The 21,213-nt window shown below is 65.9% G+C and carries 13 protein-coding genes; 6 read left to right on the top strand and 7 right to left on the bottom strand.

Features of this window, described 5'->3' with window-relative positions; translation table 11 throughout:
• Positions 1–30: 30 nt before the first annotated feature.
• Positions 31–1,509, top strand: a complete 1,479-nt coding sequence (locus tag H3Z74_RS20510; protein WP_187761370.1) for a M23 family metallopeptidase — start codon at positions 31–33, stop codon at positions 1,507–1,509.
• Positions 1,510–1,823: 314 nt separating this feature from the next.
• Here H3Z74_RS20510 and H3Z74_RS20505 read toward each other — a convergent pair whose 3' ends face one another.
• The 3 genes from H3Z74_RS20505 to H3Z74_RS20495 form a co-directional block, all read right to left on the bottom strand.
• Positions 1,824–3,509: an ATP-binding protein gene (locus H3Z74_RS20505; protein WP_187761369.1), complete on the bottom strand. Its 1,686-nt coding sequence runs from the start codon at positions 3,507–3,509 to the stop codon at positions 1,824–1,826.
• A 98-nt stretch (positions 3,510–3,607) separates the two neighbouring features.
• The gene (locus H3Z74_RS20500; RefSeq protein WP_187764443.1) at positions 3,608–4,327 is read right to left on the bottom strand and encodes a TIGR02186 family protein; all 720 of its coding nucleotides are present in this window, start codon (positions 4,325–4,327) and stop codon (positions 3,608–3,610) included.
• A gap of 35 nt (positions 4,328–4,362) precedes the next feature.
• On the bottom strand, positions 4,363–5,277 hold the full coding sequence (locus H3Z74_RS20495; RefSeq protein WP_187761368.1) for a sulfite exporter TauE/SafE family protein: 915 nt from the start codon (positions 5,275–5,277) through the stop codon (positions 4,363–4,365).
• Between the two features lie 144 nt (positions 5,278–5,421).
• Between H3Z74_RS20495 and H3Z74_RS20490 the strand changes: the two genes are divergently transcribed.
• Together H3Z74_RS20490 and pbpC are read left to right on the top strand one after the other, a co-directional pair.
• Positions 5,422–11,223, top strand: coding sequence for an alpha-2-macroglobulin family protein (locus tag H3Z74_RS20490; protein ID WP_187761367.1), 5,802 nt, complete (start codon positions 5,422–5,424; stop codon positions 11,221–11,223).
• Positions 11,224–11,328: 105 nt separating this feature from the next.
• Positions 11,329–13,470 (top strand): penicillin-binding protein 1C, encoded by a 2,142-nt coding sequence (gene pbpC / locus H3Z74_RS20485; RefSeq protein ID WP_187764442.1) that lies wholly within the window; start codon positions 11,329–11,331, stop codon positions 13,468–13,470.
• A gap of 96 nt (positions 13,471–13,566) precedes the next feature.
• On the opposite strand, the gene H3Z74_RS20480 is transcribed toward pbpC, so the two are convergent.
• On the bottom strand, positions 13,567–14,073 hold the full coding sequence (locus H3Z74_RS20480) for an RcnB family protein (protein WP_187761366.1): 507 nt from the start codon (positions 14,071–14,073) through the stop codon (positions 13,567–13,569).
• Positions 14,074–14,229: 156 nt separating this feature from the next.
• A complete protein-coding gene (locus H3Z74_RS20475; protein ID WP_187761365.1) occupies positions 14,230–14,730 on the bottom strand; it encodes an outer membrane protein assembly factor BamE in 501 nt (166 codons plus the stop codon).
• Positions 14,731–14,889: 159 nt separating this feature from the next.
• On the opposite strand from H3Z74_RS20475, the gene H3Z74_RS20470 reads away from it, so the two are divergent.
• Both H3Z74_RS20470 and H3Z74_RS20465 read left to right on the top strand, forming a co-directional pair.
• Positions 14,890–15,378 (top strand): ubiquinol-cytochrome C chaperone family protein, encoded by a 489-nt coding sequence (locus H3Z74_RS20470; protein WP_187761364.1) that lies wholly within the window; start codon positions 14,890–14,892, stop codon positions 15,376–15,378.
• The gene (locus tag H3Z74_RS20465; RefSeq protein WP_187761363.1) at positions 15,375–15,956 is read left to right on the top strand and encodes a YceD family protein; all 582 of its coding nucleotides are present in this window, start codon (positions 15,375–15,377) and stop codon (positions 15,954–15,956) included. The genes H3Z74_RS20470 and H3Z74_RS20465 overlap by 4 nt, the downstream gene beginning before the upstream one ends.
• Before the next feature lie 347 nt (positions 15,957–16,303).
• On the opposite strand, the gene H3Z74_RS20460 is transcribed toward H3Z74_RS20465, so the two are convergent.
• Both H3Z74_RS20460 and H3Z74_RS20455 read right to left on the bottom strand, forming a co-directional pair.
• Positions 16,304–16,843, bottom strand: coding sequence for a SixA phosphatase family protein (locus tag H3Z74_RS20460; RefSeq protein WP_187761362.1), 540 nt, complete (start codon positions 16,841–16,843; stop codon positions 16,304–16,306).
• Complete coding sequence (locus H3Z74_RS20455; protein WP_187761361.1) at positions 16,840–19,599, bottom strand: ATP-dependent DNA helicase; 2,760 nt, start codon at positions 19,597–19,599, stop codon at positions 16,840–16,842. Before H3Z74_RS20455 ends, H3Z74_RS20460 begins: the two co-directional genes overlap by 4 nt.
• A 68-nt stretch (positions 19,600–19,667) precedes the next feature.
• Here H3Z74_RS20455 and H3Z74_RS20450 point away from each other — a divergent pair, with 68 nt between their 5' ends.
• Complete coding sequence (locus tag H3Z74_RS20450; protein ID WP_187764441.1) at positions 19,668–21,209, top strand: lysine--tRNA ligase; 1,542 nt, start codon at positions 19,668–19,670, stop codon at positions 21,207–21,209.
• Positions 21,210–21,213: the final 4 nt, after the last annotated feature.

Raw genomic sequence — 21,213 nt, 5'->3', positions numbered from 1 at the left:
GGCGACGAGCGGCGTGGGGGAACTATCGCCTTGTTTTTACGCAGCGATCATGGATTGGATCAGGCAGGTGGCACCGCTACCCTGTCGTTCGGTCGCGCCGCGTTCGTTCCGGCGACACCCTCGACTCTTGACCGGCTTCGCGCGAGCATTGCCCGGATCGACTGGGCGCCCGATCTCGGATCGCAGATCGGCTCGGCCGACTGGTGGCGCGGCGCCGCGACCTGCACCGCGCTGATCGCCACGACCTGCCTGTTATCGCCCGGTTTCGATCGCCCCGTCATCGGCGACGTTCCGCCGGCGCTCTCGGGCAGCGAATGGGACGAGGCGCGCGCGCAGTCGATCGCGCCGCTTGCCTGGGGCGCTGCGACGGGCCGGCACATGGCGGCGAACGACATGGTCGCACCCCTTGCCGAACGCCCGGAACGCCCGATTCAGGATGTCGTGCTGACTTTTGGTCAAGGCGACAGCTTCGCCCGCGCGCTGGAGCGCGCCGGCGTCTCCAAGGCCGATGCCGGCGATGCGGCGCAGCTGGTTTCGGGCGCGATCACGCTTGACGACATCCGGCCGGGGACGCGGATCGACATGACGCTGGGGCGTCGCCCCGATCGTACCGTCGCACGGCCGCTCGAAAAGCTGGCCTTCCGCGCCAAATTCGATCTCAAGGTTCTGCTCAACCGCAATGGCGACACACTCGCTCTGACCCGTCAGGCGATTGCCGTCGACCATACGCCGCTGCGCATCCAGGGGCTGGTCGGGTCGAGCCTGTACCGCTCGGCCCGCGCCGCCGGCGCACCGGCCAAGGCGGTCGAAGCCTATATCAAGGCGATTGCGTCGCGCATCTCGATCGGCCGCGATGTCGGGTCCGCCGACACGTTCGACTTCGTCCTCAAACAGGCACGTGCCGCGACTGGCGAAGTCCAGCTCGGAGAGCTGATGTATGCGGGTCTCGATCAGGGCCGCAAGAAGGTCCAGCTCGTCAAATGGGGCGCCGAGGGCCGCGAGCAATGGTTCGAGGCCAATGGCGTCGGTGAGCGCCGCGGTACCATGGGCATGCCGGTCGCCGGTCGGCTGACCTCGGGCTTCGGCATCCGCATCCACCCGATTCTGCGCACTGCGCGGATGCACAAGGGGCTCGATATCGCTGCCGCCTATGGCTCGCCCATCTATGCCGCGATGGACGGCATCGTGGCGCTGGCCGGCCGTAATGGCGGCTATGGCAATTTCGTGAAGCTGATGCATGGCGGCGGCATGGCCACCGGCTATGGCCATATGAGCCGAATCGCGGTGCGCCCAGGCACGCGGGTCGCGCGCGGCCAGGTGATTGGCTATGTGGGCTCGACCGGCATGTCGACCGGGCCGCATCTCCATTATGAATTGTGGAAGAACGGCGTGGCGATCAACCCGCGCTCGGTGTCCTTCACGACGATGGCGCAGCTGTCGGGCGCGACGCTGAAGGCTTTCAAAGCGCGCGTGGCCGCGTTGCTGGCGGTCCGTCCAGGCGGACGCTGACGGTTCGCTGGTTGGTAGCCGGCCCGGGCTTCATTTCGAACAAGCAGGAGTGTTCTTCTCGGCTCACCGGGGAGGACGGCACGGGATCAATGCAATCATGCATTCGATGCGGCGATATTGAAATCCATCTAAATCATTGATTTATATGGTATATGTCGCCCTGTAGACGCCGGAGATATGCGACAAAGCGGTGTCCCATATCTCACTCGACCGCCCATCCTACCGCGTGACTCGATCGTCCAAAGCCCGCCCGAAGATATGCGACAAAGCGGTGTCCCATATCTCGCCTGGCCGAGGGCGAGCGAAACGCCCGATTACCGCCCTTGCGAGCGCCAGCGCTTGATCGTGCGGCCGATGATCTGATCCTCCGACCCGACTTCGCGCCACAATTCGGAGAAGAGCGGATCGTCCGAGGCCGGTCGCTTATTCTCCTCCAGCCCGTCGAACGACACGCGGATCGGAATCGCGACACCCTCACCGCAGATGATGCACTCGCGGTTGCGCAGCGCGGGAATCGAATCGAGAAAGCCGCGCGCGCCTTCGGGCATCGCGGCACGCACGAACGCCTGGTCGCGATCGTTGTTCAGCCGCATCGAGATGATCGTGCCGCACTGCGACAGCACGCCCTCGGCCAGATCCGACGGGCGCTGCGTGATCAGGCCGAGCGAGACGCCGTATTTGCGCCCTTCCTTGGCAATCCGGCTGAGAATGCGGCCGACCGACGACGAATCTGCGTTCCGTTCGTTGGGAATGTAGCGATGGGCTTCTTCGCACACGAGCAGGATCGGGCGCTGCGGCTCGTTGCGCGACCAGATCGCAAAATCGAACACCATCCGGCTCAATACGGCGACCACCACCGATGTGATATCCGATGGCACGCCCGACACGTCGATGATCGAGATCGGCTTGCCGTCGCCCGGCAAGCGGAAGATGCGCTCGATGAAGTTCGCCATCGTGTCCGCGACCAGCATGCCGGAGAACATGAAGCTGTAACGCGGATCGGCCTTGATCTCCTCGATCTTGGTGCGCAGGCGCAGATAGGGCGCGGTGTCGCCGGCGCGGTCCATCTTGCCCATTTCCAGGCCGATCAGATTGGTCAGGTCGCTGAGCAGATAGGGGACCGGCGCATCGACGGTCAGCTTGGTGATTTCCTGCCCCAACCGCCCTTTGGCGCGCGCCATCAGCAGGCATTTGGCGAGGATGTCGGCATCGATCTGACGCTCCGACCCCGATGTGGTCAGGAAAACCTCGCAATGCTCCTCGAAATTCATCAGCCAATACGGCATCTGCAGGTTCGACACGTCGAAGATCGCACCATTGGTCTTGAACGCAGCGGCATATTCGCCGTGCGGATCGACCATCACGATATGCCCCTGCGGGGCGAGTTCGCAGATCTTGTGCAGGATCAGCGCAGCGCTGGTCGATTTACCGGTACCGGTCGATCCGAGCAGGGCGAAATGCTTGCCGAGCATGGCGTCGATATACAGCGACGCGCGGATATCGCGGGTCGGATAGACCGTGCCGATCTCGATAAAGGCACGATCGTCGGCGGCGTAGACCTGTTTCAGATCGGCAGTCGATACCGGGAAGACCTGCGTGCCCGGGACCGGATAGCGCGTCACGCCGCGGCGGAATTTGTACAGCTTGCCGGTCAGCTTCTCCTCATCGCCTTCGCCGAGGAAATCGACCTGCGCGGCGACGCGGTTCTGCGCACCTTCGACCAGCCGCAGCGAGCGGATATTGGCGATCAGCCAGCTATTGCCGACACGCATCTTGATCTGGCTGCCGACCGATCCGGCGCTGGCGACGACCGGGTCGGGGCTATCTGCGAATGTGTCGAGCGCACGGGGGTCGAGCATCACCTGGCTGCTCGATCCGGCGATCTCCAGCACCACGCCGATCGCTTCGCCCAGCGCGCCGGGCAATATGGCCTTCGTCTTTGCCATCATCGTCGCGGGCGCGGCCTTGTCGAAAGCCTGGCTGCCCAACATTTCCGTCATCTGGGTGGTCCCCCGGGTTTACCGGCGGGGTTATGGTGCAAACTCGTAAACATAAGGTTCTACTGCATTTGTACCGGTTGTTACGGGTCCGTACTCCCTCAAAGGCGTCGCGCGACATAGCCGGCGGTCCAGCCGAACAACACTGAAAGCGCGACGGCGACCAGGCCATAGGCGATCGAATGATTGTCGGCGGCGCGCGCGACATAGCGTTCGAAGCCCGACTTGCGGATATCGATGTCGCGCGTCGCGGCCGCCAGCACGCGTCCGTCGCGAATCAGGAAGGTTTCGGCGGTGAAACGCCCGACCGGCACGCGCGCGGGGATGGTGACGCGCGCGCGGTACAGCACGCCATCGGTGATCTCGACCGCGCGTGGCGCCTCATAATAAAGGCCCGAACGCCGCTTGAGATCGACCAGGCCGCTGGCGAAGCGATCCTGCTCCTCAGGCGGCGCGCTGCTCGCGGGTGACAATTGCAGGCTGCCCAGGCCCAGTTCGTAGATCGCCCGGGTCCGGTCGTCGACCAGGTCGCCGATCGGCCTGGACGACAGGATCGCATAGAAACTGGGCGCCGACCGATAGCGCAGCCGCGCGGCATTGACCCAAATGCCGGCAACCTTCTCCTTTTCGCGCACCAGGATCGATTGCACCGGTCCCTTGACCACCACCACCACGTCGGTCGGCTTTTCGACCCCCGGCAGCCGCCCGCCGGGATAGAGAACCGCACCGAACAGCAGCAATTCGGCACCCGTGAAGGAATAGGCGATCTCGATATTGCGCTGCGAAACGTCGGGGACGAGAACTGGTTTGGCCTGTCCCATCAGCAGCGGCGTGAAGAGCAGGAATGCCAGCCTCCTCACGACAACTCGACCGAATATATTTCGTCAGGTCGCCAGCCGAGCCCGATCCCGATCCGGATCGCGACGAGCAGCACGATGAGCGCAAGAGCGAGGCGGAGATATTCGGGCTTCACCTGGTTGGCGAAGCGTGCGCCGATTTGCGCGCCGACCACCGATCCGAGCAGCAGCAGCACCGCCAGTACGATATCGACCGCCTTGGTGGTCGTGGCATGGACCATGGTTGCGGCGGCAGTCACGAACAACGTCTGGAACAGGGATGTGCCGACCACCACCTGGGTTCCCATGCCAAGCAGATAGAGCATCGCCGGCACCAGGATGAAGCCGCCGCCGACGCCGAGCAGGATGGTCAGGATGCCGGTGAAGAAGCCGAGCAACAGCGGCGCGAGCGGCGAGATATAAAGGCCCGAGGCATAAAAGCGCGTCCTGAGCGGCAGCGCGGCGACCAATGGGTGATGGCGGCGCTTGCGCGCCTTGGGGGCGGTGCCGCCGCGCGATGCGCTGATCGCCTGGATCGATTCACGTGCCATCAGACCGCCGATCGACCCAAGCAGCAGGACATAGACCACCGCGATCACCGTATCGATCTGGCCGCTCGCCTGGAGCAGCCGGAAAATCCCCGCCCCGGCGAAGGAACCGACCACGCCGCCGGCGACCAGTACCCCGCCCATCTTGAAATCGACGCCCTTGCGGCGGACATGCGCGAACACCCCCGACACGCTCGCGCCGGTCACCTGGCTGGCGGCAGACGCGGCGGCGACGGTCGGCGGGATGCCATAGACGATGAGTAACGGCGTGGTCAGGAATCCGCCGCCCACCCCGAACATGCCCGACAGGATGCCGACCCCGCCGCCAAGCAGGATGATGACGAGCGCATTGACCGACAAATTGGCGATGGGCAGGTAAAGATCCATTGCCGGAGATGACTATCCTGTTCGCGCGACAGGCGGAAGCGGCCCATTCAAGAAATCGGAGGCAGGAAATCAGCGGCGGGAAATCGGTGCTGGACTTCACAGCGCCCAACGCTTTAGCGTCCCTTTGCCTAAGGGGAGCGTTCGATGAAGCTGGCAATTCGGCTTACTTTGCTGAGTCTTGCACTCGCACCGGTCGCGGCTTTCGGGGACAATAGTCCCCAGGTCATCATGGCCACCCCCGGCATTGGCGGGGGCGCGATCGAACGTTTCACCGCGCGCTTCAGCCAGCCGATGGTCGCGTTGGGCGATCCGCGCGCCACCGGCCCGTTCGATGTGACCTGCCCGGTCGCAGGCGAAGGCCGCTGGGTCGACCCGCAGACCTTCGTGCATGAATTCAAAAACGGCCTGCCCGGCGGCACGACTTGCGAATTCAAGCTCAAGAGCGCGCTGAAAAGCGTGTCGGGCTATGCCGTCACCGGCCAGCAAAGCTTCAAGGTCGATAGCGGCGGGCCGGTCGCCCGCGCTGTCCTGCCCGAGCGTTATGACGGCGAGATCGAGGAGGATCAGACCTTCCTGGTTGCCGCCAATCTGCCCGCGACCGCCGCTTCGGTCGGCGCCAACGCCTATTGTTCGGTCGAGGGGATTGGCGAGAAGATCCCGGTCGATGTGCTGCCCGCCGACCTGCCGGGCAAATTGCTCGGTGAGATGGGTACCGACAATTGGAACGTGCGCAGCTTCCTGGAAAGTGCCGGACTGCCGGCGTCGGTCCCGGCGGCGGCGGATCGCGCCAAGGCGTATGAGAGCGTGACCGCGCTCAAATGCCGCCGTCCGTTGCCCCCCGGCCGTGACGTGGCACTGGTCTGGGGCGCGAATATCGCCGGCGCCGGCGGCAAGCTGGCGGGTGCCGACCAGCGCTTCGACTATACCGTGCGCAAGCCGTTCACCGCGCGCTTCGAATGCAGCCGCGTCAATGCCCAGGCCGGCTGTTCGCCGGTCGAAAAGGCGCATGTCCGCTTCACTGCGCCGATCGCGATGAGCGCCGCGCAGCAGATCAGCATCACCACTGCGGACGGCAAGACGATCGCACCGGTGTTCGATGACGACGACAAGAAGAAAGCGACGATCAGCTCGATCAGCTTCGCCGCACCCTTGCCGGCCTCGACCGCTGCGAAACTGACCCTCCCGGCCGGCCTGAAGGATGAAAGCGGCCGCCTGCTCGCCAATGCCGAGCGTTTCCCGCTCGACGTCCGCTTCGACGAGGCGCCGCCGCTGGTGAAGTTCGCCGCACCCTTCGGCATTCTCGAGGCGAAGGAGGGCGGCATCCTGCCGGTCACCGTGCGCAATATCGAGGACAGCCTGCAGGGCTCGAACCTTGCGGTCGCCGGTCAGAGCCTCCGCGTCGAGGCGTCGGACGGGCAGATCGCCAACTGGCTGCGCATCGTCGACAAGGCCGATGACGAGAAATCGGAGACGATCAAGCGTGGCGGGGAAGAAGTCCGCATCAACAATACCGGCGCGGCGCCGATCCTCGCCGGCGGCTCGGCCACGGCGCTGAAAGTGCCGCTGCCCGGCAAGGGCAAGGATTTCGAGGTCGTCGGGATCAACCTGGCCAAGCCCGGATTCTATGTCGTCGAACTGGCCAGCCCGGTGCTCGGCCAGGCGCTGCTCGGGCGCAAGGCGCCGCGCTATGTCGCCAGCGCCGCTCTGGTCACCAACATGGCGGTGCATTTCAAATGGGGCCGCGAACGCAGCCTTGCCTGGGTCACTCAGCTCGATACCGGCAAGCCGATGGCCGATGCAGAAGTGCGCATCACCGACAGTTGCAGCGGCCGGCTGCTCGCACGCGGCGTGACCGACAAGGCGGGCGGGCTGTTCGTGCCGCCCGGCCTGCCCGAGCCGCAAACCTATGGCAGCTGCGACAGCAGCAATAGCGGGGGCAACACCGGCCCGCTGATGATTTCCGCCCGCGCCGGCGACGATTTCAGCTTCACCCTGACTGCCTGGGGCGACGGCATCCGGCCGTATGATTTCGACCTGCCCTATGGCTATGAAGCCAAGTCGGAAATCCTCCACACCGTGTTCGACCGCGCACTCGTCCGCCAGGGCGAGACGGTGCATATGAAGCATATCGTGCGCAAGCCGATCGCGACCGGCTTTGCCAGGACGCCTGCTTTCACCGGTACGTTGCGCCTGTCGCATCGCGGCTCGGACACGCAATTCGATCTGCCGCTGACGATCGATGACAGCGGCATCGGCGAAACCGAATGGAGCGCGCCGCAGGGTGCGCCGATGGGCGATTACGACCTGCAGGTGATCACCGGGGACCGGACGATCTATACCGGCCAGTCGTTCAAGGTCGACGAGTACAAGCTGCCGACGATGCGCGCGACCGTGACCGGTCCAAAGGAAGCCGCGGTCCGCCCCAAGACCATGCCGCTCGACCTGTTCGTCGGCTATCTCTCGGGCGGCGGCGCGTCGAACCTGGCGGTCGACATGCGCGTCGGCTGGTTCGGGCGCAGCGCCAATCCCGAAGGCTATGAAGCGTACAGCTTCGGCGGCGAGGACATCAAGGAAGGGGTGAAGCCGCTCAACGGCGATGGCGAGGAGCAATCGACGCCGCTGCCGCCGACTCAGACGCTCCCCGCCACGCTCGGCGGCGACGGCACGTCGCGCACCACGATCGACGTGCCGGTGCTCGAAAACGGCGCCGATATGCTGGTCGAGATGGATTATCAGGACGCCAATGGCGAGGTGCTGACCGCATCGCGGCGCATCCCGATCTATGCCTCGGCGGTGCAGCTCGGCGTGAAGACCGATGGCTGGCTGATGAAGCAGGACGATCTGCGCCTGCGCTTCGTCGCGCTCGACACTTCGAACAAGCCGATCGCCAACCAGAAGATCTCGGTCGCACTGTACAGCCGCAAGGTGCTGACCGCGCGGCGCCGGCTGATCGGCGGCTTCTATGCCTATGACAATCAGATGCGCACCGAAAAGCTGTCGGCGACATGCAGCGCAACCACCGATGCACAGGGCCTGGCGCAATGCTCGGCCGATCCCGGCGTCTCGGGTGAAGTCTATGCCGTGGCCACGACCAGCGACGCGAACGGCAATGTCGCGCGCGCGACGCGTTCGGTCTGGCTCGCCGGCGATGACGATTGGTGGTTCGGCGGCGACAATGGCGACCGTATGGACGTGGTTCCCGAACGCACCGACTATAAGGCCGGCGAAACCGCGCGATTCCAGGTGCGCATGCCGTTCCGCGAAGCCACTGCCCTGGTCACGGTCGAGCGCGAAGGCGTGCTCTCCAGCTTCGTCACGACGCTTTCGGGCAAGGATCCGGTGGTCGAGGTAAAGATGCCGGGCAGCTATGCGCCCGACGTGTTCGTCTCGGTGATGGCGGTGCGCGGCCGCGTACAGAGTGGTTTCTGGACCTGGGTCAACGGCATCGCGCAGAGCCTCGGACTGGCGAGTGGCCCGCCCGAAGGACAGGAGCCGACCGCTTTGGTCGATCTCGCCAAACCGGCCTACCGCCTCGGCATCGCCAAGGTGAAGGTCGGTTGGGACACGCACAAGCTGCAGGTCGCGGTCAAGGCGGACAAGGAACGCTATGCCGCGCGCGACACGGCGCAGGTCGATGTCCAGGTAAAGACCCCCGAGGGCAAGCCGGCGGCGACCGCCGACGTTGCCTTTGTCGCGGTCGATGAAGCACTGCTGCAGCTCGCTCCCAATGACAGCTGGGACGTGCTGACCGCGATGATGGGCGAACGCTCGCTCTCGGTGCTGACCTCGACCGCGCAGATGCAGGTGGTCGGCAAGCGCCATTACGGCCGCAAGGCGGTCGAGGCCGGCGGCGGCGGCGGTGGTGATCTGTCGGGCCTCAACCGCGAGAATTTCCAGCCGGTGCTGCTATGGAAGGGCCGTGTCGCGCTCGATGCCCAGGGCAAGGCGCGGATTCCGGTGCTGCTGTCCGACGCGCTCAGCTCGTTCAAGCTCGTCGCGATCGCGACCGACGGTGCCGATCTGTTCGGCACCGGCATGGCCGCGGTGCGTACCGCGCAGGATCTGTCGATCTTTGCCGGCATGCCGACCCTGGTTCGATCGGGCGATTATTATGCCGCGGCGTTCACGCTGCGCAACGGGTCGGACAAGCCGATGAAGGTCACCGCGACGGTCGATGTGTCGCCGCGCGTGGCTGAGGGCCGTCCGCTCACGGTGACCATCCCGGCGGGCGGCGCGGTGCCGGTCGCCTGGAACCTCACGGCCCCGGAAAATATCGCGGCCTTGCGCTGGCAGGTGAAGGCGGTGGCGGATGGCCGCAAGGCGGTCGATCAGATCACGGTCAGCCAGGATGTCATCCCGGCGGTCCCGGTCGAGGTGTGGGCGGCGACGCTCGCGCGAATCGGCAGCGATACGTCGATCGCGATCGCGCCACCGGCGGGCGCGCTGCCCGGTCGCGGCGTGGTCGATATCCGGCTCGACGATACGCTTCAGCCGCCATTGCAGGGCGTTCGCGCCTTCATGGCCGCCTATCCGTACGAATGTTTCGAACAGACGCTGTCGCGCGCGGTTGCGCTCGGCGACGGTGGCGCCTGGGCGCGGCTCGCGTCGAGCATCCCGACCTATCAGGCATCGGACGGGCTGTTGCGCTACTGGCCATCGGACAGCCTGACCGGCTCGGAAGCCTTGACCGCTTATGTCCTGTCCTTGACTGCCGAGGCTGGCCTGCCGATCCCCGAAGCACCGCGCACGCGGATGATCGAGGCGATGAAGGCAGTGCTCGACGGGCGCTTGCGGCACGAACAATATGGCGATGTGCGGCTGCAGCGCGTCTCTGCGCTCACCGCTTTGGCGCGGCAGGGTGCGGCAACCCCGGGCATGCTCGGCCAGCTCGGCATCGCGCCGAACGAGATGCCGACCAGCATGCTCGCCGACTATCTCGTCGCGCTTGATCGCATTCCCGGCATCGCCAATGCCGCTGCGCTCAAGTCCAGCGCCGAATCGGTGCTGCGCACGCGCCTGGTCTATGAAGGCACCAGGCTCGACCTGTCGGATCAGAGCAATGCGCCCTGGTGGCTGATGTCCTCCGGCGATGAGGCATCGATCAAGGCGGTCATCGCGACGCTCGGCCGGCCCGGCTGGCAGGACGATGCGCCGAAGATGATGGTCGGGGTCAGCCTGCGCCAGCTGCGCGGCCATTGGGACACGACCACCGCCAATGCCTGGGGCACGATCGCCGCGCGCAAATTCGGTGAGCTCTATCCGGCATCGGCGATCACCGGTCCGACCACCATGTCGCTCGGCTCGAGCACGATCACTCGCTCCTGGCCGCTCGCGGTCGATCTGCGCAAGGCGTCGTTCCCGCTTCCGGCAGCGACGACGCCGCTGAAAATGGCGCAGGCCGGTCCCGCCGGGCCCTGGGCGATGGTTTCGGTCTCGGCGGCGGTGCCGCTCAAGCAGGCCCTTTTTGCCGGCTATAAAATGGCGAAGAAGACCGAGATCGTGCAGGCGCGCACTCCCGGTACGCTGACGCGCGGCGATGTGGTCAAGGTGACGATCACGGTCGAGGCTTCGGCCGAACGCAATTGGGTGGTGGTCAATGACCCGATCCCGGCGGGCGCGACGATCGTCGGCAATCTCGGCGGCCAGTCGCAGATTCTCGCCGGTCAGGCCAAGGCCGGCGATGGCGAGAGCTTCACTGCGGCCGATGGCGACGGAAAGCTGTGGGATGTGCAGGCCGGCGTGCAGGCCTCTTATGTCGAACGGCGGCGCGATTCCTGGCGCGGCTATTTCGCCTGGGTGCCGCGCGGCAGCTTCACCATCGTCTATCTGATGCGCATGAACGGCGCCGGTCGCTTCAGCCTGCCGCCGACGCGGGTCGAGGCGATGTATTCGCCTGCGATCCGCGCGCAGCTGCCCAATGCGCCGGTGACGGTGGCACAACGGTGAGGCGTGCCTGACCCTGATCCAAAGCGCCCGCTCTCCCTGAGCCTGTCGAAAGGCCGTTCCGCTCTGCTTCGGCTGCGGGACAGGGGCGATGCGGCACTTCGTCAGGTGCAGCCGAAACGCTGGTGGGCGGCGCTCACCAGCCGGAAAGGGCTTACCCTGACCGGGCTGGCGGCAGTGATCGGCCTGGTCGCCGCCGGCGATTATGCGACTCAACCGCCACCCCTGCCTGATTATGTGCAGGTCCGCTCGGGCTGGCATCCGTCCGAATCATGGCTCTACGACCGCAACGGCGTGCTGATCGATTCCGCCCGGGTCGATTTCGCCGCACGCCGCCTCGCCTGGACGCCGCTCGACAAGGTTTCGCCGGTCACGCGCGACACGCTGATCGCCGCCGAGGATCGGCGTTTCTACAGCCATGGCGGGGTCGACACCCTCGCGCTGATCGGCGCGCTGCGCGACCGGATTCGCGGCAAGCGGCACCGCGGCGCCAGCACGCTTTCGATGCAGGTCGCCGGCTTCCTCTCGCCCACTCTCGCCGATCCGGGATCGCGCGGGATCTGGGACAAATTGCGCCAGATGCGCGCCGGCTGGGCGATCGACGGTGCCTGGAGCAAGGACCAGATCCTTGAGGCCTATCTTAATCTCGCCGGCTTTCGCGGTGAGGCGCAAGGGGTCGGCGCGGCGGCGCTAGGCCTGTTCGGCAAGACGCCCGAAGCGCTCGCGCGCGACGACGCACTGTTGCTCGCTGCCTTGCTGCCCAATCCGCAGGCCGATCCGCAGGTCGTCGCACGCCGTGCCTGCGCTCTTTCGCATGACCGGGATTGCGCGCGTTTCCCGGGCGAGGCGGCATCGATGCTCGGCCCGGCGCGCAGCCTTGCGCTTGATCCCGGTCTTGCACCGCATCTCAGCCAGCGGCTGCTGACCAAAGCGGGGCTGCGGGTAAAGACCACGCTCGATGCACGGCTGCAACGCATCGCGACGATTGCGCTGCGCCGCCAGCTTCAGGGTCTGGGCGGGACGCGCGCACGCGACGGCGCGGTGGTGGTGGTCGACAATGCCAGTGGCGATGTGCTCGCTTATGTCGGCGGGATCGGCGGCGCCTCGACCGCGCCTGCCGTCGATGGCGCGTCGAGTTACCGCCAGGCCGGATCGACGCTGAAGCCGTTCCTCTACGCCCAGGCGATCGAGAAAGGCTATCTCACCCCGGCCTCGATCCTCGACGATTCACCGGTGCAGCTCGACACCGCCTCGGGCCTGTATGTGCCGCAGAATTACGATCGCGGGTTCAAGGGACCGGTCTCGGCGCGCAGTGCGCTGGCCGGTTCGCTCAACGTGCCGGCGGTGCGCACCTTGCTCCTGGTCGGGGTCGAGCCATTCCGCGACCGGCTGTGGGACACCGGCTATCGCGGCATGACCGAGGATGGCGATTATTACGGCTTCAGCCTCGCGCTCGGCTCGGCCGAGGTGACTCTGCTCGAACAGGCCGATGCCTATCGCGCACTTGCCAATGGTGGCCGCTGGACGCCGCTTCGCCTCACCGCCGACGATCCGCATCCGGCGCCGCGCACCGTCACCACACCACAGGCGGCCTGGCTGGTGTCGGACATGATCGCCGACGCCAATGCCCGCGCCGGGACTTTCGGGCTCGATAGTGCGCTGCGCCTGCCCTTCTGGGCAGCGGTCAAGACCGGCACATCGAAAGCGATGCGCGACAATTGGTGCATCGGCTTTTCCGATCGCTTCACCGTCGCGGTATGGGTCGGCAATCTGGAGGGCGATCCGATGCGCGCGGTGTCGGGCACCAGCGGCGCGGCGCCGGTGTGGCGTGACCTGATGCTGGCGCTCCATGCCGATCGCGCGGGGGCGCGACCGAAACGCCCGGCGGGACTCGAGGAGCGCATGATCCGCTTCGCCAATGCGATCGAGCAGCCACGGCGGGAATTTTTCCTCGCCGGCACTGCCCAGACGCAGATTGCCGTCGCGCCGGAGGGCTCGCGCCGTCCGCGCATCGTCAATCCGGTCTCGGGCAGCGTCTATGCGATCGATCCGGATATCCCGCCCGATCGGCAAAGGCTGGCGATCGGCGTATCGGGCGAAGTCGTGGCGCACCGCCTGCGGCTCGACAAGCGCGATCTCGGCGCGGCGGATTCGCATCCCCTGGTGCTGGCGGGCCCCGGGCAACACCGGCTAAGCCTGGTCGATGTCGGCGGCCGGGTGGTCGATCAGATCGTCTTCACGATCCGCTGACGGACATGCAACCGGGCCGCGCCCGCGATTTGGCGCGGCGCGGCCCGGGCTCATTCCAGGTGCCCGGCGATCGCTCGCCGGGCACCGATGGATCGCTTACCAGTAGAAGTTGCGGATCACGTCGACCACGATCCCGCGTCGCGTATCGACCAGGATCACATCGTTATAATGACGTACCCAGCGCTGGTTGCGGCCGACATTGGGCAGGCGATAGCGCCACGGATCGGCAATGTAGTAGCGCGAGCCGAAATAGCTCGGCGCAATGCGGATGCCGGGGCGGAACGCGGTGTAGCGGAATGGCGCATTCCAGTTGCCGCGGGCATAGATGCCACGATTATGGTCGCGATAGCCGCGCCAGTCGTTGCGGCCCCAGGCGCGATTGCGGTCGCGAACGTCCTCGCGCAACTCCTGCCGTGCCTCGCGCACGTCGCGACGCTGCTCGCGAATGTCACGACGGTCGCCATTGCGATAGGCGCGATTCAGCTCGCGCTGTTCCTGGCGAAGATCCTGCCGGTCGCGACGGACTTCGCCTTGCGATTGTGCGCTGGCGGCAGCGGGAAAGGCGGTTGCCCCGATAAGCGCCGCGATGATCAGTTTACGCATGAATCTTACTCCATTGTTGGCCGGCGACGTGTGGGGGAACACGTCGCCACACGCCCTTTTTGCAGGCGCGCGCTGAATGGAGCGGGAACGGGTCAGTCAGGAAATTGTAAGGCTGGGTTTGGACTTCGCTCTTCCGCGAAGTCCTACGAATAACGCTTACGGCTGGTCGCGATCGCCACCACCGCCCGGCGGTCCACCGATCGCGCCGACGGTGCCGATATTGCCGAACAGCTCGTCGAACAGGCCGCGCTTGCGGCCCAGAGTCGGCGTCTTTTCGCCCGAAGGACTGATCGAGGCGATCTGCTCGACTCCGCCCCGGCTCACGCCCGTAACGGTCCCGTTCTGGTCGAACATCACGCGGAGCGTGATCTGCGAGGTGACCTTGGGGTTATTATAGGCGAAATTGCGCGTGTCGCGCGCGACATAATACCAGTCGCCCTGGTTGAACTGGCTGGTGAAGCTGGGTTTGCCCAGCGTCTGCAGCACCGAATTGCGGTTATCGACCCCGGGCTGAACCGAATTCACCAGATCGGCATCGATGATATAGCCCTGATGCGCACGGAGCGGCGTGCAGGCGCCGGCCGCCAGGGTTGCGAGGCCAAGGGCGGCACCCATCATCAATCGGCCCTTCGTGAATCGGGCTGCGGTGACGCTCATCAAACTCTCCCAGAGGGGGCACTACGCACACAAAGCAAAACGCGCCGAGATGCGCATTGCATCGCGGACCGTTCGTCTCAATATGCCGAGCTTCGTGGCCAAACAAGGGCGCAGGGCCGTTTGGGGCAGTTTGGAGTCGAGATGGGGTGGATGGCGAGAATGTTCGGGGGCCGGACCGAAAGCGCGCTGCCGCTCTATAATGCGGTCGTGACGCGGGCACGGGCGCCGCATTGGTATCTCGACGGACAGGTGCCCGACACGGTCGATGGCCGCTTCGACATGGTCGCGGCGATCCTGTCGTTCGTGGTGCTACGGCTCGAAAAGGATCCTGCGGGTGCCGCGACCAGTGCGCTGCTGACCGAGCATTTCGTCGATGATATGGACGGCCAGCTGCGCGAACTGGGCATTGGCGACGTCGTGGTCGGCAAGCATATCGGCAAGATGATGAGCATGCTGGGCGGGCGAATCGGCGCCTATCGCGACGGAATGGCGGCGGGCGACCTGGCACCGGCGCTGCTGCGCAACCTGTATCGCGGCGAGGATCCCGGCGCATCCGCGCTCGGCCATGCGCGCGACGCGCTGGTCGGGTTCGATACGGCACTCACCGCGCTGCCGCTCGAATCTGTGATCGCGGGGCAATTGCCATGAGCGCGCCTGAATTCTCCCGTCCCGAACGAATCGATACCTTCGGTGCCGGCGAACGCAGCATATCCATCGCCGCGAACGACGCGGAACGCACCGCGCTTGCTGCGCGCTTCGGTCTGCTTGCGATCGAACGGCTCCAGGGCGAGTTCAAGGTGCGAAGCGAAGCGGCGGGTATCGTTGCGCGCGGCCATATCTCGGCCGCGGTGGTGCAGGCCTGTTCGGTAACCGACGATCCCATTCCCGCCACGGTCGAGGAGGATGTCGCGCTGCGCTTCGTCGCCGATGGCGCGGTCGATGAGGAGGAAATCGAGCTGTCCGAGGATGCGCTCGACACCATGTTCTATGCCGGATCGGCGATCGACCTCGGTGAAGCGGCGGCGGAAACCATGGCGCTGGCGCTCGATCCCTTCCCGCGCGGACCAAATGCCGCTGCGGCCTTGCGCGCCGCTGGCGTAATCAGCGAGGATGAAGTCAAGCCGCTCGGCGCGCTGGCCGGGCTGAAGGGCTTGCTCGAAAAAAGGACTGACCGGCGATTCAATCCGGTCTTCATTCAGGGAACAACGATGCCGGACGGAACCTGACAGGCTCTGCCGCGCTCTTTGACATGACAAGATTCCCACCGCGATTGACGGATAGCGCCCCGGTCGAAAAGCTGGCTGTTAGCTGGCTGTTAGCTGGCTGTTAGCTGGCTGTTAGCTGGCTGTTAGCTGGCTGTTAGCTGGCTGTTAGCTGGCTGTTAGCTGGCTGTTAGCTGGCTGTTAGCTGGCTGTTAGCTGGCTGTTATTCGATAACAGCCAGGCGCTATGCAAGCCATTGATAATGAGCCGCAAATCCGCTCTGAAAGTCCAACATAACAGCCAGCAAAAAATGTTTTTGCGAAAGAACAGCCAGGAACAGCCAGCAGCGACCGGCTGCGACTCGGAAATTCTCAGTCGTCGGGACCCAGCGCCGGGTCGAGGTCGCGTGGCCGGATGAACCGGGTGAGCCGCGCCGTGCCCGCCGCGACATCGGACCAGGTGCCGGATTCGAAGCGCAGCTCGGCGATCGTCGCAGTCGGGTATTTCTGCTCGACATCGTCGCGCAGCGGCTCGGCCAGCGTGTCGGGGACGAGCATCAGCACGAGATCCTCAAGCCCCGGATTATGGCCGGCGAACAGGACATGGTCGGCCATTTCGGGCAGGTCGTGAATCACGTCGAGCAAGGTCACTGCCGAGGCGAGGTAGATGCGCCGATCCCAGGCGGGGGCTAGCGCTTCGCCATAGCCGACCGCCACTTCGTCGAGCGTCTCGGCCACGCGGACGGCGGGCGATGCGACGACATGATCGAAAGTCAGGCCAAGCGATTTCATGTGCCGCCCGACCATCGCGGCGGCGCGTTTGCCCTTGCTGTTGAGGGGACGATCAAAGTCGCGGGCGACGGGGTCGTCCCAGCCCGATTTGGCGTGGCGGAGCAGCGTCAGTGTCTTCATGGCGCCGGTCGCATCTCCAAACCCTCATCCCCGCCACCGCTGGTGTCCCCGCCGGTGTCGTCGCGGGCCTCATGCCCATTTTCGATGACGGAAGGAAGACGCGAGACGCGTGCGACGGCTTCGTCGAGGGTCACGCGGGCGATCGGCACGCCGGGCGGAAAGGCGGCGAGCAGCCGTGACGGCATCGCAGCGGACAGCAACACGAACGCGCCATGATCGTCGGCGCGCCGAATCAGCCGCCCGAACGCCTGCGCCAGCCGCGCCCGTACGATCCGGTCGTCATAGGCGCTGCCGCCGCCGGCCAGCCGCCGCGCGGCATGCAGCACGGTCGGCTTGGGCCAGGGCACGCCCTCCATCACCACCAGCCGCAGCGACCGGCCCGGCACATCGACTCCGTCGCGCAGCGCATCGGTGCCGAGCAACGAGGCGGAGGCGTCGTCGCGGAAGATATCGACCAGGGTGCCGGTATCGATCGGGTCGACATGCTGTGCGAGCAGCGACAGCCCGTCGCGCGCCAGCCGGTCGGCGATCCGCGCATGCACCGCGCGCAAGCGCCGGATCGCGGTGAACAGGCCCAATGTACCGCCGCCCGCCGCTGACATCAGTCGTGCATAGGCATTGGCCAGCGCGCCGGTATCGCCGCGCTTCACATCGGTGACGATAAGCACTTCGGCCTGGGATGCATAATCGAACGGGCTGACCGCCTCGAACCGGGCGGCAGGCTTGATCAGGTGATGCGCGCCGGTCCGCGCCTCGGCGACTTCCCAGTCGCCGCCACCGCGCAATGTCGCCGAGGTCACCAGCGCGCCATGTGCCTGTTTCAGCACCGTCTCGGCGAACGGCTTGCTTGGATCGAGCCAGTGGCGGTGCAGACCGATATCGTAATCGCGCCCCTCGATCCGGTCGACCGCGAGCCAGTCGACGAAATCCGGGCTGGCGGGGCCGCCGATCCGCGCGAGCAGCGACAGCCATGCCGCGACCGTCTCGGCGCGCCAGCCGAGCGAGGCAACTGCCCCTTCGACCCGCGCTCGGGCCTGGCCGTCGAGCCAGTCGGGTGCCTCGGCGAGCACCGCTTCGAGCCGTCGCCCAAGCGCGACCAGCGGCCTGACCAGTGCATCGAGCGCATGTGCGGCGGGCCCTGCAGCCTCGATCAGCGCGGCATCGGGTTCGGCAAGCTCGGTCTCCAGGCCATAGCCGGCATCGCCTTCGGTCTCGGCGCGCGCATAGGTCAGCCCGCGCACTGCGGCGAGCAACGTCTCGATCGGTCCGAACGGCGCACCTTCGCCGAGCCGCTGCAGCCAGCCATCCGCGGCAAGGCCCTGCGCGGCGGTCACTGCATCGCTGATCGCCCGCGCGCCCTGCTCGTCATAGCTGGCGACATCCGACAGCCGCGCGGCAAGGCCGCGACGGCGTCCGCGGCTGCCCGATTCGGGCCCGACCACCCAGCGGCGCAGCTCGATCGTCTCCTGGCCGGTCAGCGCGGTCGAGAACATCGCGTCGGCCGCGTCGAAGATGTGATGTCCTTCGTCGAACACGTAGCGGGTCGGGCGGCTCGTCGTTTCGCGGCCGCGCGCGGCATTGACCATCACCAGCGCATGGTTGGCGATGACGATATCGGCTTCCGCACTGCTCCGCGCGGCGCGCTCGATGAAGCACTTCCGGTAATGCGGGCAACCGGCATAGACGCACTCGCCGCGCCGGTCGGTCAATGCGGTCGGCCCGTTGCGCCGGAACAGGGTCGGCAGCCAGCCGGGCAAGTCGCCACCGACCATATCGCCATCCGCGCTGTACCCGGCCCAGCGCGCGACCAGCTGCGCCAGTACTGCTGCCCGCCCCGCGAACCCGCCCTGCAGCGCATCCTCCAGGTTGAGCAGGCAGACATAATTCTCCCGGCCCTTGCGCGTCACGACCTTGGCCTTGCGCACTTCTGCCTGCGGGTAGAGCCGCACCGTTTCATGCGCCAATTGCCGTTGCAGCGCCTTGGTGAAGGTCGATACCCACACCGCGCCGCCGGCCTTTTCCGCCCAGAGCGAGGCCGGCGCGAGATAGCCGAGCGTCTTGCCGATCCCGGTTCCTGCCTCGGCCAGCACCATGTTCGGCGCGTCGCGCACCATGCGCGGTTCGAACGCCTCGATCGCCGCTTCGGCATAGGCGCGCTGGCCGGGGCGCTGTTCGGCGGCGCTGCCGGTCAGGCGCGTCAGCCGCTCCTGCGTCTCCGCCGCATCGATCGAAATGGTGCGCGGCGCGGGCCGCGGCGCGCCTTCCGACCATTCGGGCAGGCGCGAGAACAGCCAACGCTCATGCTGCTCGGGCATTTTGATATGCTCGGCGACCACCGGCGCCCAGGGCCAGCGCAGCCGGGCAAGCGATTGCGCGCTGGTCCAGGCGCCCTCGCGTTCGGGCCAGTCGCCCTTGGGGATCGCCAGCATCGCTTCGGTTGCGCGGAGCAGGAACGCCGCGATCTCGTCGTCGCGCACCGGCACCTCGAGCCCGGTGACTCGCGCCAGCCCGCGCGGCGTCGGCACCATGAAGCGCGCCGGGCACAGGAACGCGAACAATTCGAGCAGGTCGAGCCCCGACAGATCGGCATAGCCGAGCCGCTGTCCGGCCAGCACGGCGTTGAGCACGATCACCGGCGTATCGGCGGCAATGCGGATCGCTTCGCCGCGCCCGACCTGGCGCGTGCCATCGGCCGTGGCGATCCAGATGCCGCTATGGCTTGCGTGGAGGGCGGGATAGGGCAAAGACGCGGCCATTCGCCTACTGTAGTGGCGCGACCGGAACGAAAGGGCAACAGCAAGTGAGTGAATTGCGCACCGCCGCCATGGAATCCAAGGCCTGGCCTTATGAAGAGGCGCGCAAGCTGCTCAAACGCTATCCGGATGGCAAGACAAACGGCCCGGTGCTGTTCGAAACCGGCTATGGTCCGTCGGGCCTGCCGCATATCGGCACCTTCAACGAAGTGCTGCGCACGACGATGGTGCGCAACGCCTTCCACGCGCTGTCCGACACGCCGACCAAGCTGATCGCCTTTTCCGACGATATGGACGGGCTGCGCAAAGTGCCGGACAATGTCCCCAACAAGGATATGCTGGCGCAGTATCTCGGCAAGCCGCTGACCCGCATCCCCGATCCGTTCGGCACCCACGACAGCTTTGCCGCCCACAACAACGCGATGTTGCGCGATTTTCTCGACCGCTACGGCTTTGAGTATGAGTTCGCTTCGTCGACCGACTATTACACCAATGGCCGTTTCGACGACGCGCTGAAGTCGGTGCTTCGCCATTACCAGGCGATCCTCGACGTGATGCTGCCGACCTTGCGGGCGGATCGCCAGGCGACCTATTCACCGGTGCTGCCGATCAGCCCGAAGAGCGGGATCGTGCTGCAGGTGCCGGTCGAGGTGATCGATACCGATGCCGGCACGATCGCGTTCATGGACGAAGGCGAGCGAATCGAGCAGTCGATCCTGGGCGGCAAGGCCAAGCTGCAATGGAAGGTCGACTGGGCGATGCGATGGGTCGCGCTGGGCGTCGATTACGAGATGGCCGGCAAGGACCTGATCGATTCGGTGGTGCAATCGTCGAAGATCACGCGTGTGCTCGGCGGCCGCCCGCCTGAGGGCTTCAACTACGAGATGTTCCTCGACGAAAAGGGCGAGAAAATCTCCAAGTCCAAGGGCAACGGGCTCAGCATCGACGATTGGCTGACCTATGGCCCGGAGGAGAGCCTCGCCTTCTACATCTATCGCGAGCCGAAAAAGGCCAAGACGCTGCACATGGGCGTGATACCGCGCGCGGTGGACGATTATTGGCAGTTCCGCGGCAATTATGCCGGCCAGGAACTGAAGGAGCGGCTCGGCAACCCGGTGCATCACATCCATGACGGCAAGTTGCCGACGGGCGAATTGCCGGTGACCTTCGGACTGCTGCTCAATTTGGTCAGCGTGATGGGCGATGCGACCAAGGAACAGGTCTGGGGCTATCTCGGCAATTATGTGAAGGATGCCGATGCAGCCCGCTATCCCGAGCTTGACCGGCTGATCGACCGCGCGCTTGCCTATGGCCGCGACTTCGTCACCCCGACCTTGAAACGCCGCAAGCCCGATGGTGTCGAGATCGCCGCGCTCGAGCGACTGGATGCCGATCTCGCCGCACTGCCCGAAGGCGCGAGCGCGGAGGAGATCCAGAACATCGTCTATGAGATCGGCAAGACCGGCGGATTCGAGACTCTGCGCGACTGGTTCAAGGCGCTGTACGAAACCCTGCTTGGTGCGGAGCAGGGCCCGCGCATGGGCAGCTTCATCGCGCTTTACGGCATCGCCAATACGCGCAAGCTGATCGCTGAGGCATTGGCGCGCGGATGAAGCG

The organism is Sphingomonas alpina (assembly GCF_014490665.1).
In the GTDB taxonomy this organism is placed as follows: domain Bacteria; phylum Pseudomonadota; class Alphaproteobacteria; order Sphingomonadales; family Sphingomonadaceae; genus Sphingomonas; species Sphingomonas alpina.
The sequence above is the reverse complement of the archived record's forward strand: the minus strand, read 5'-3'. Positions and strand labels throughout refer to the sequence as shown.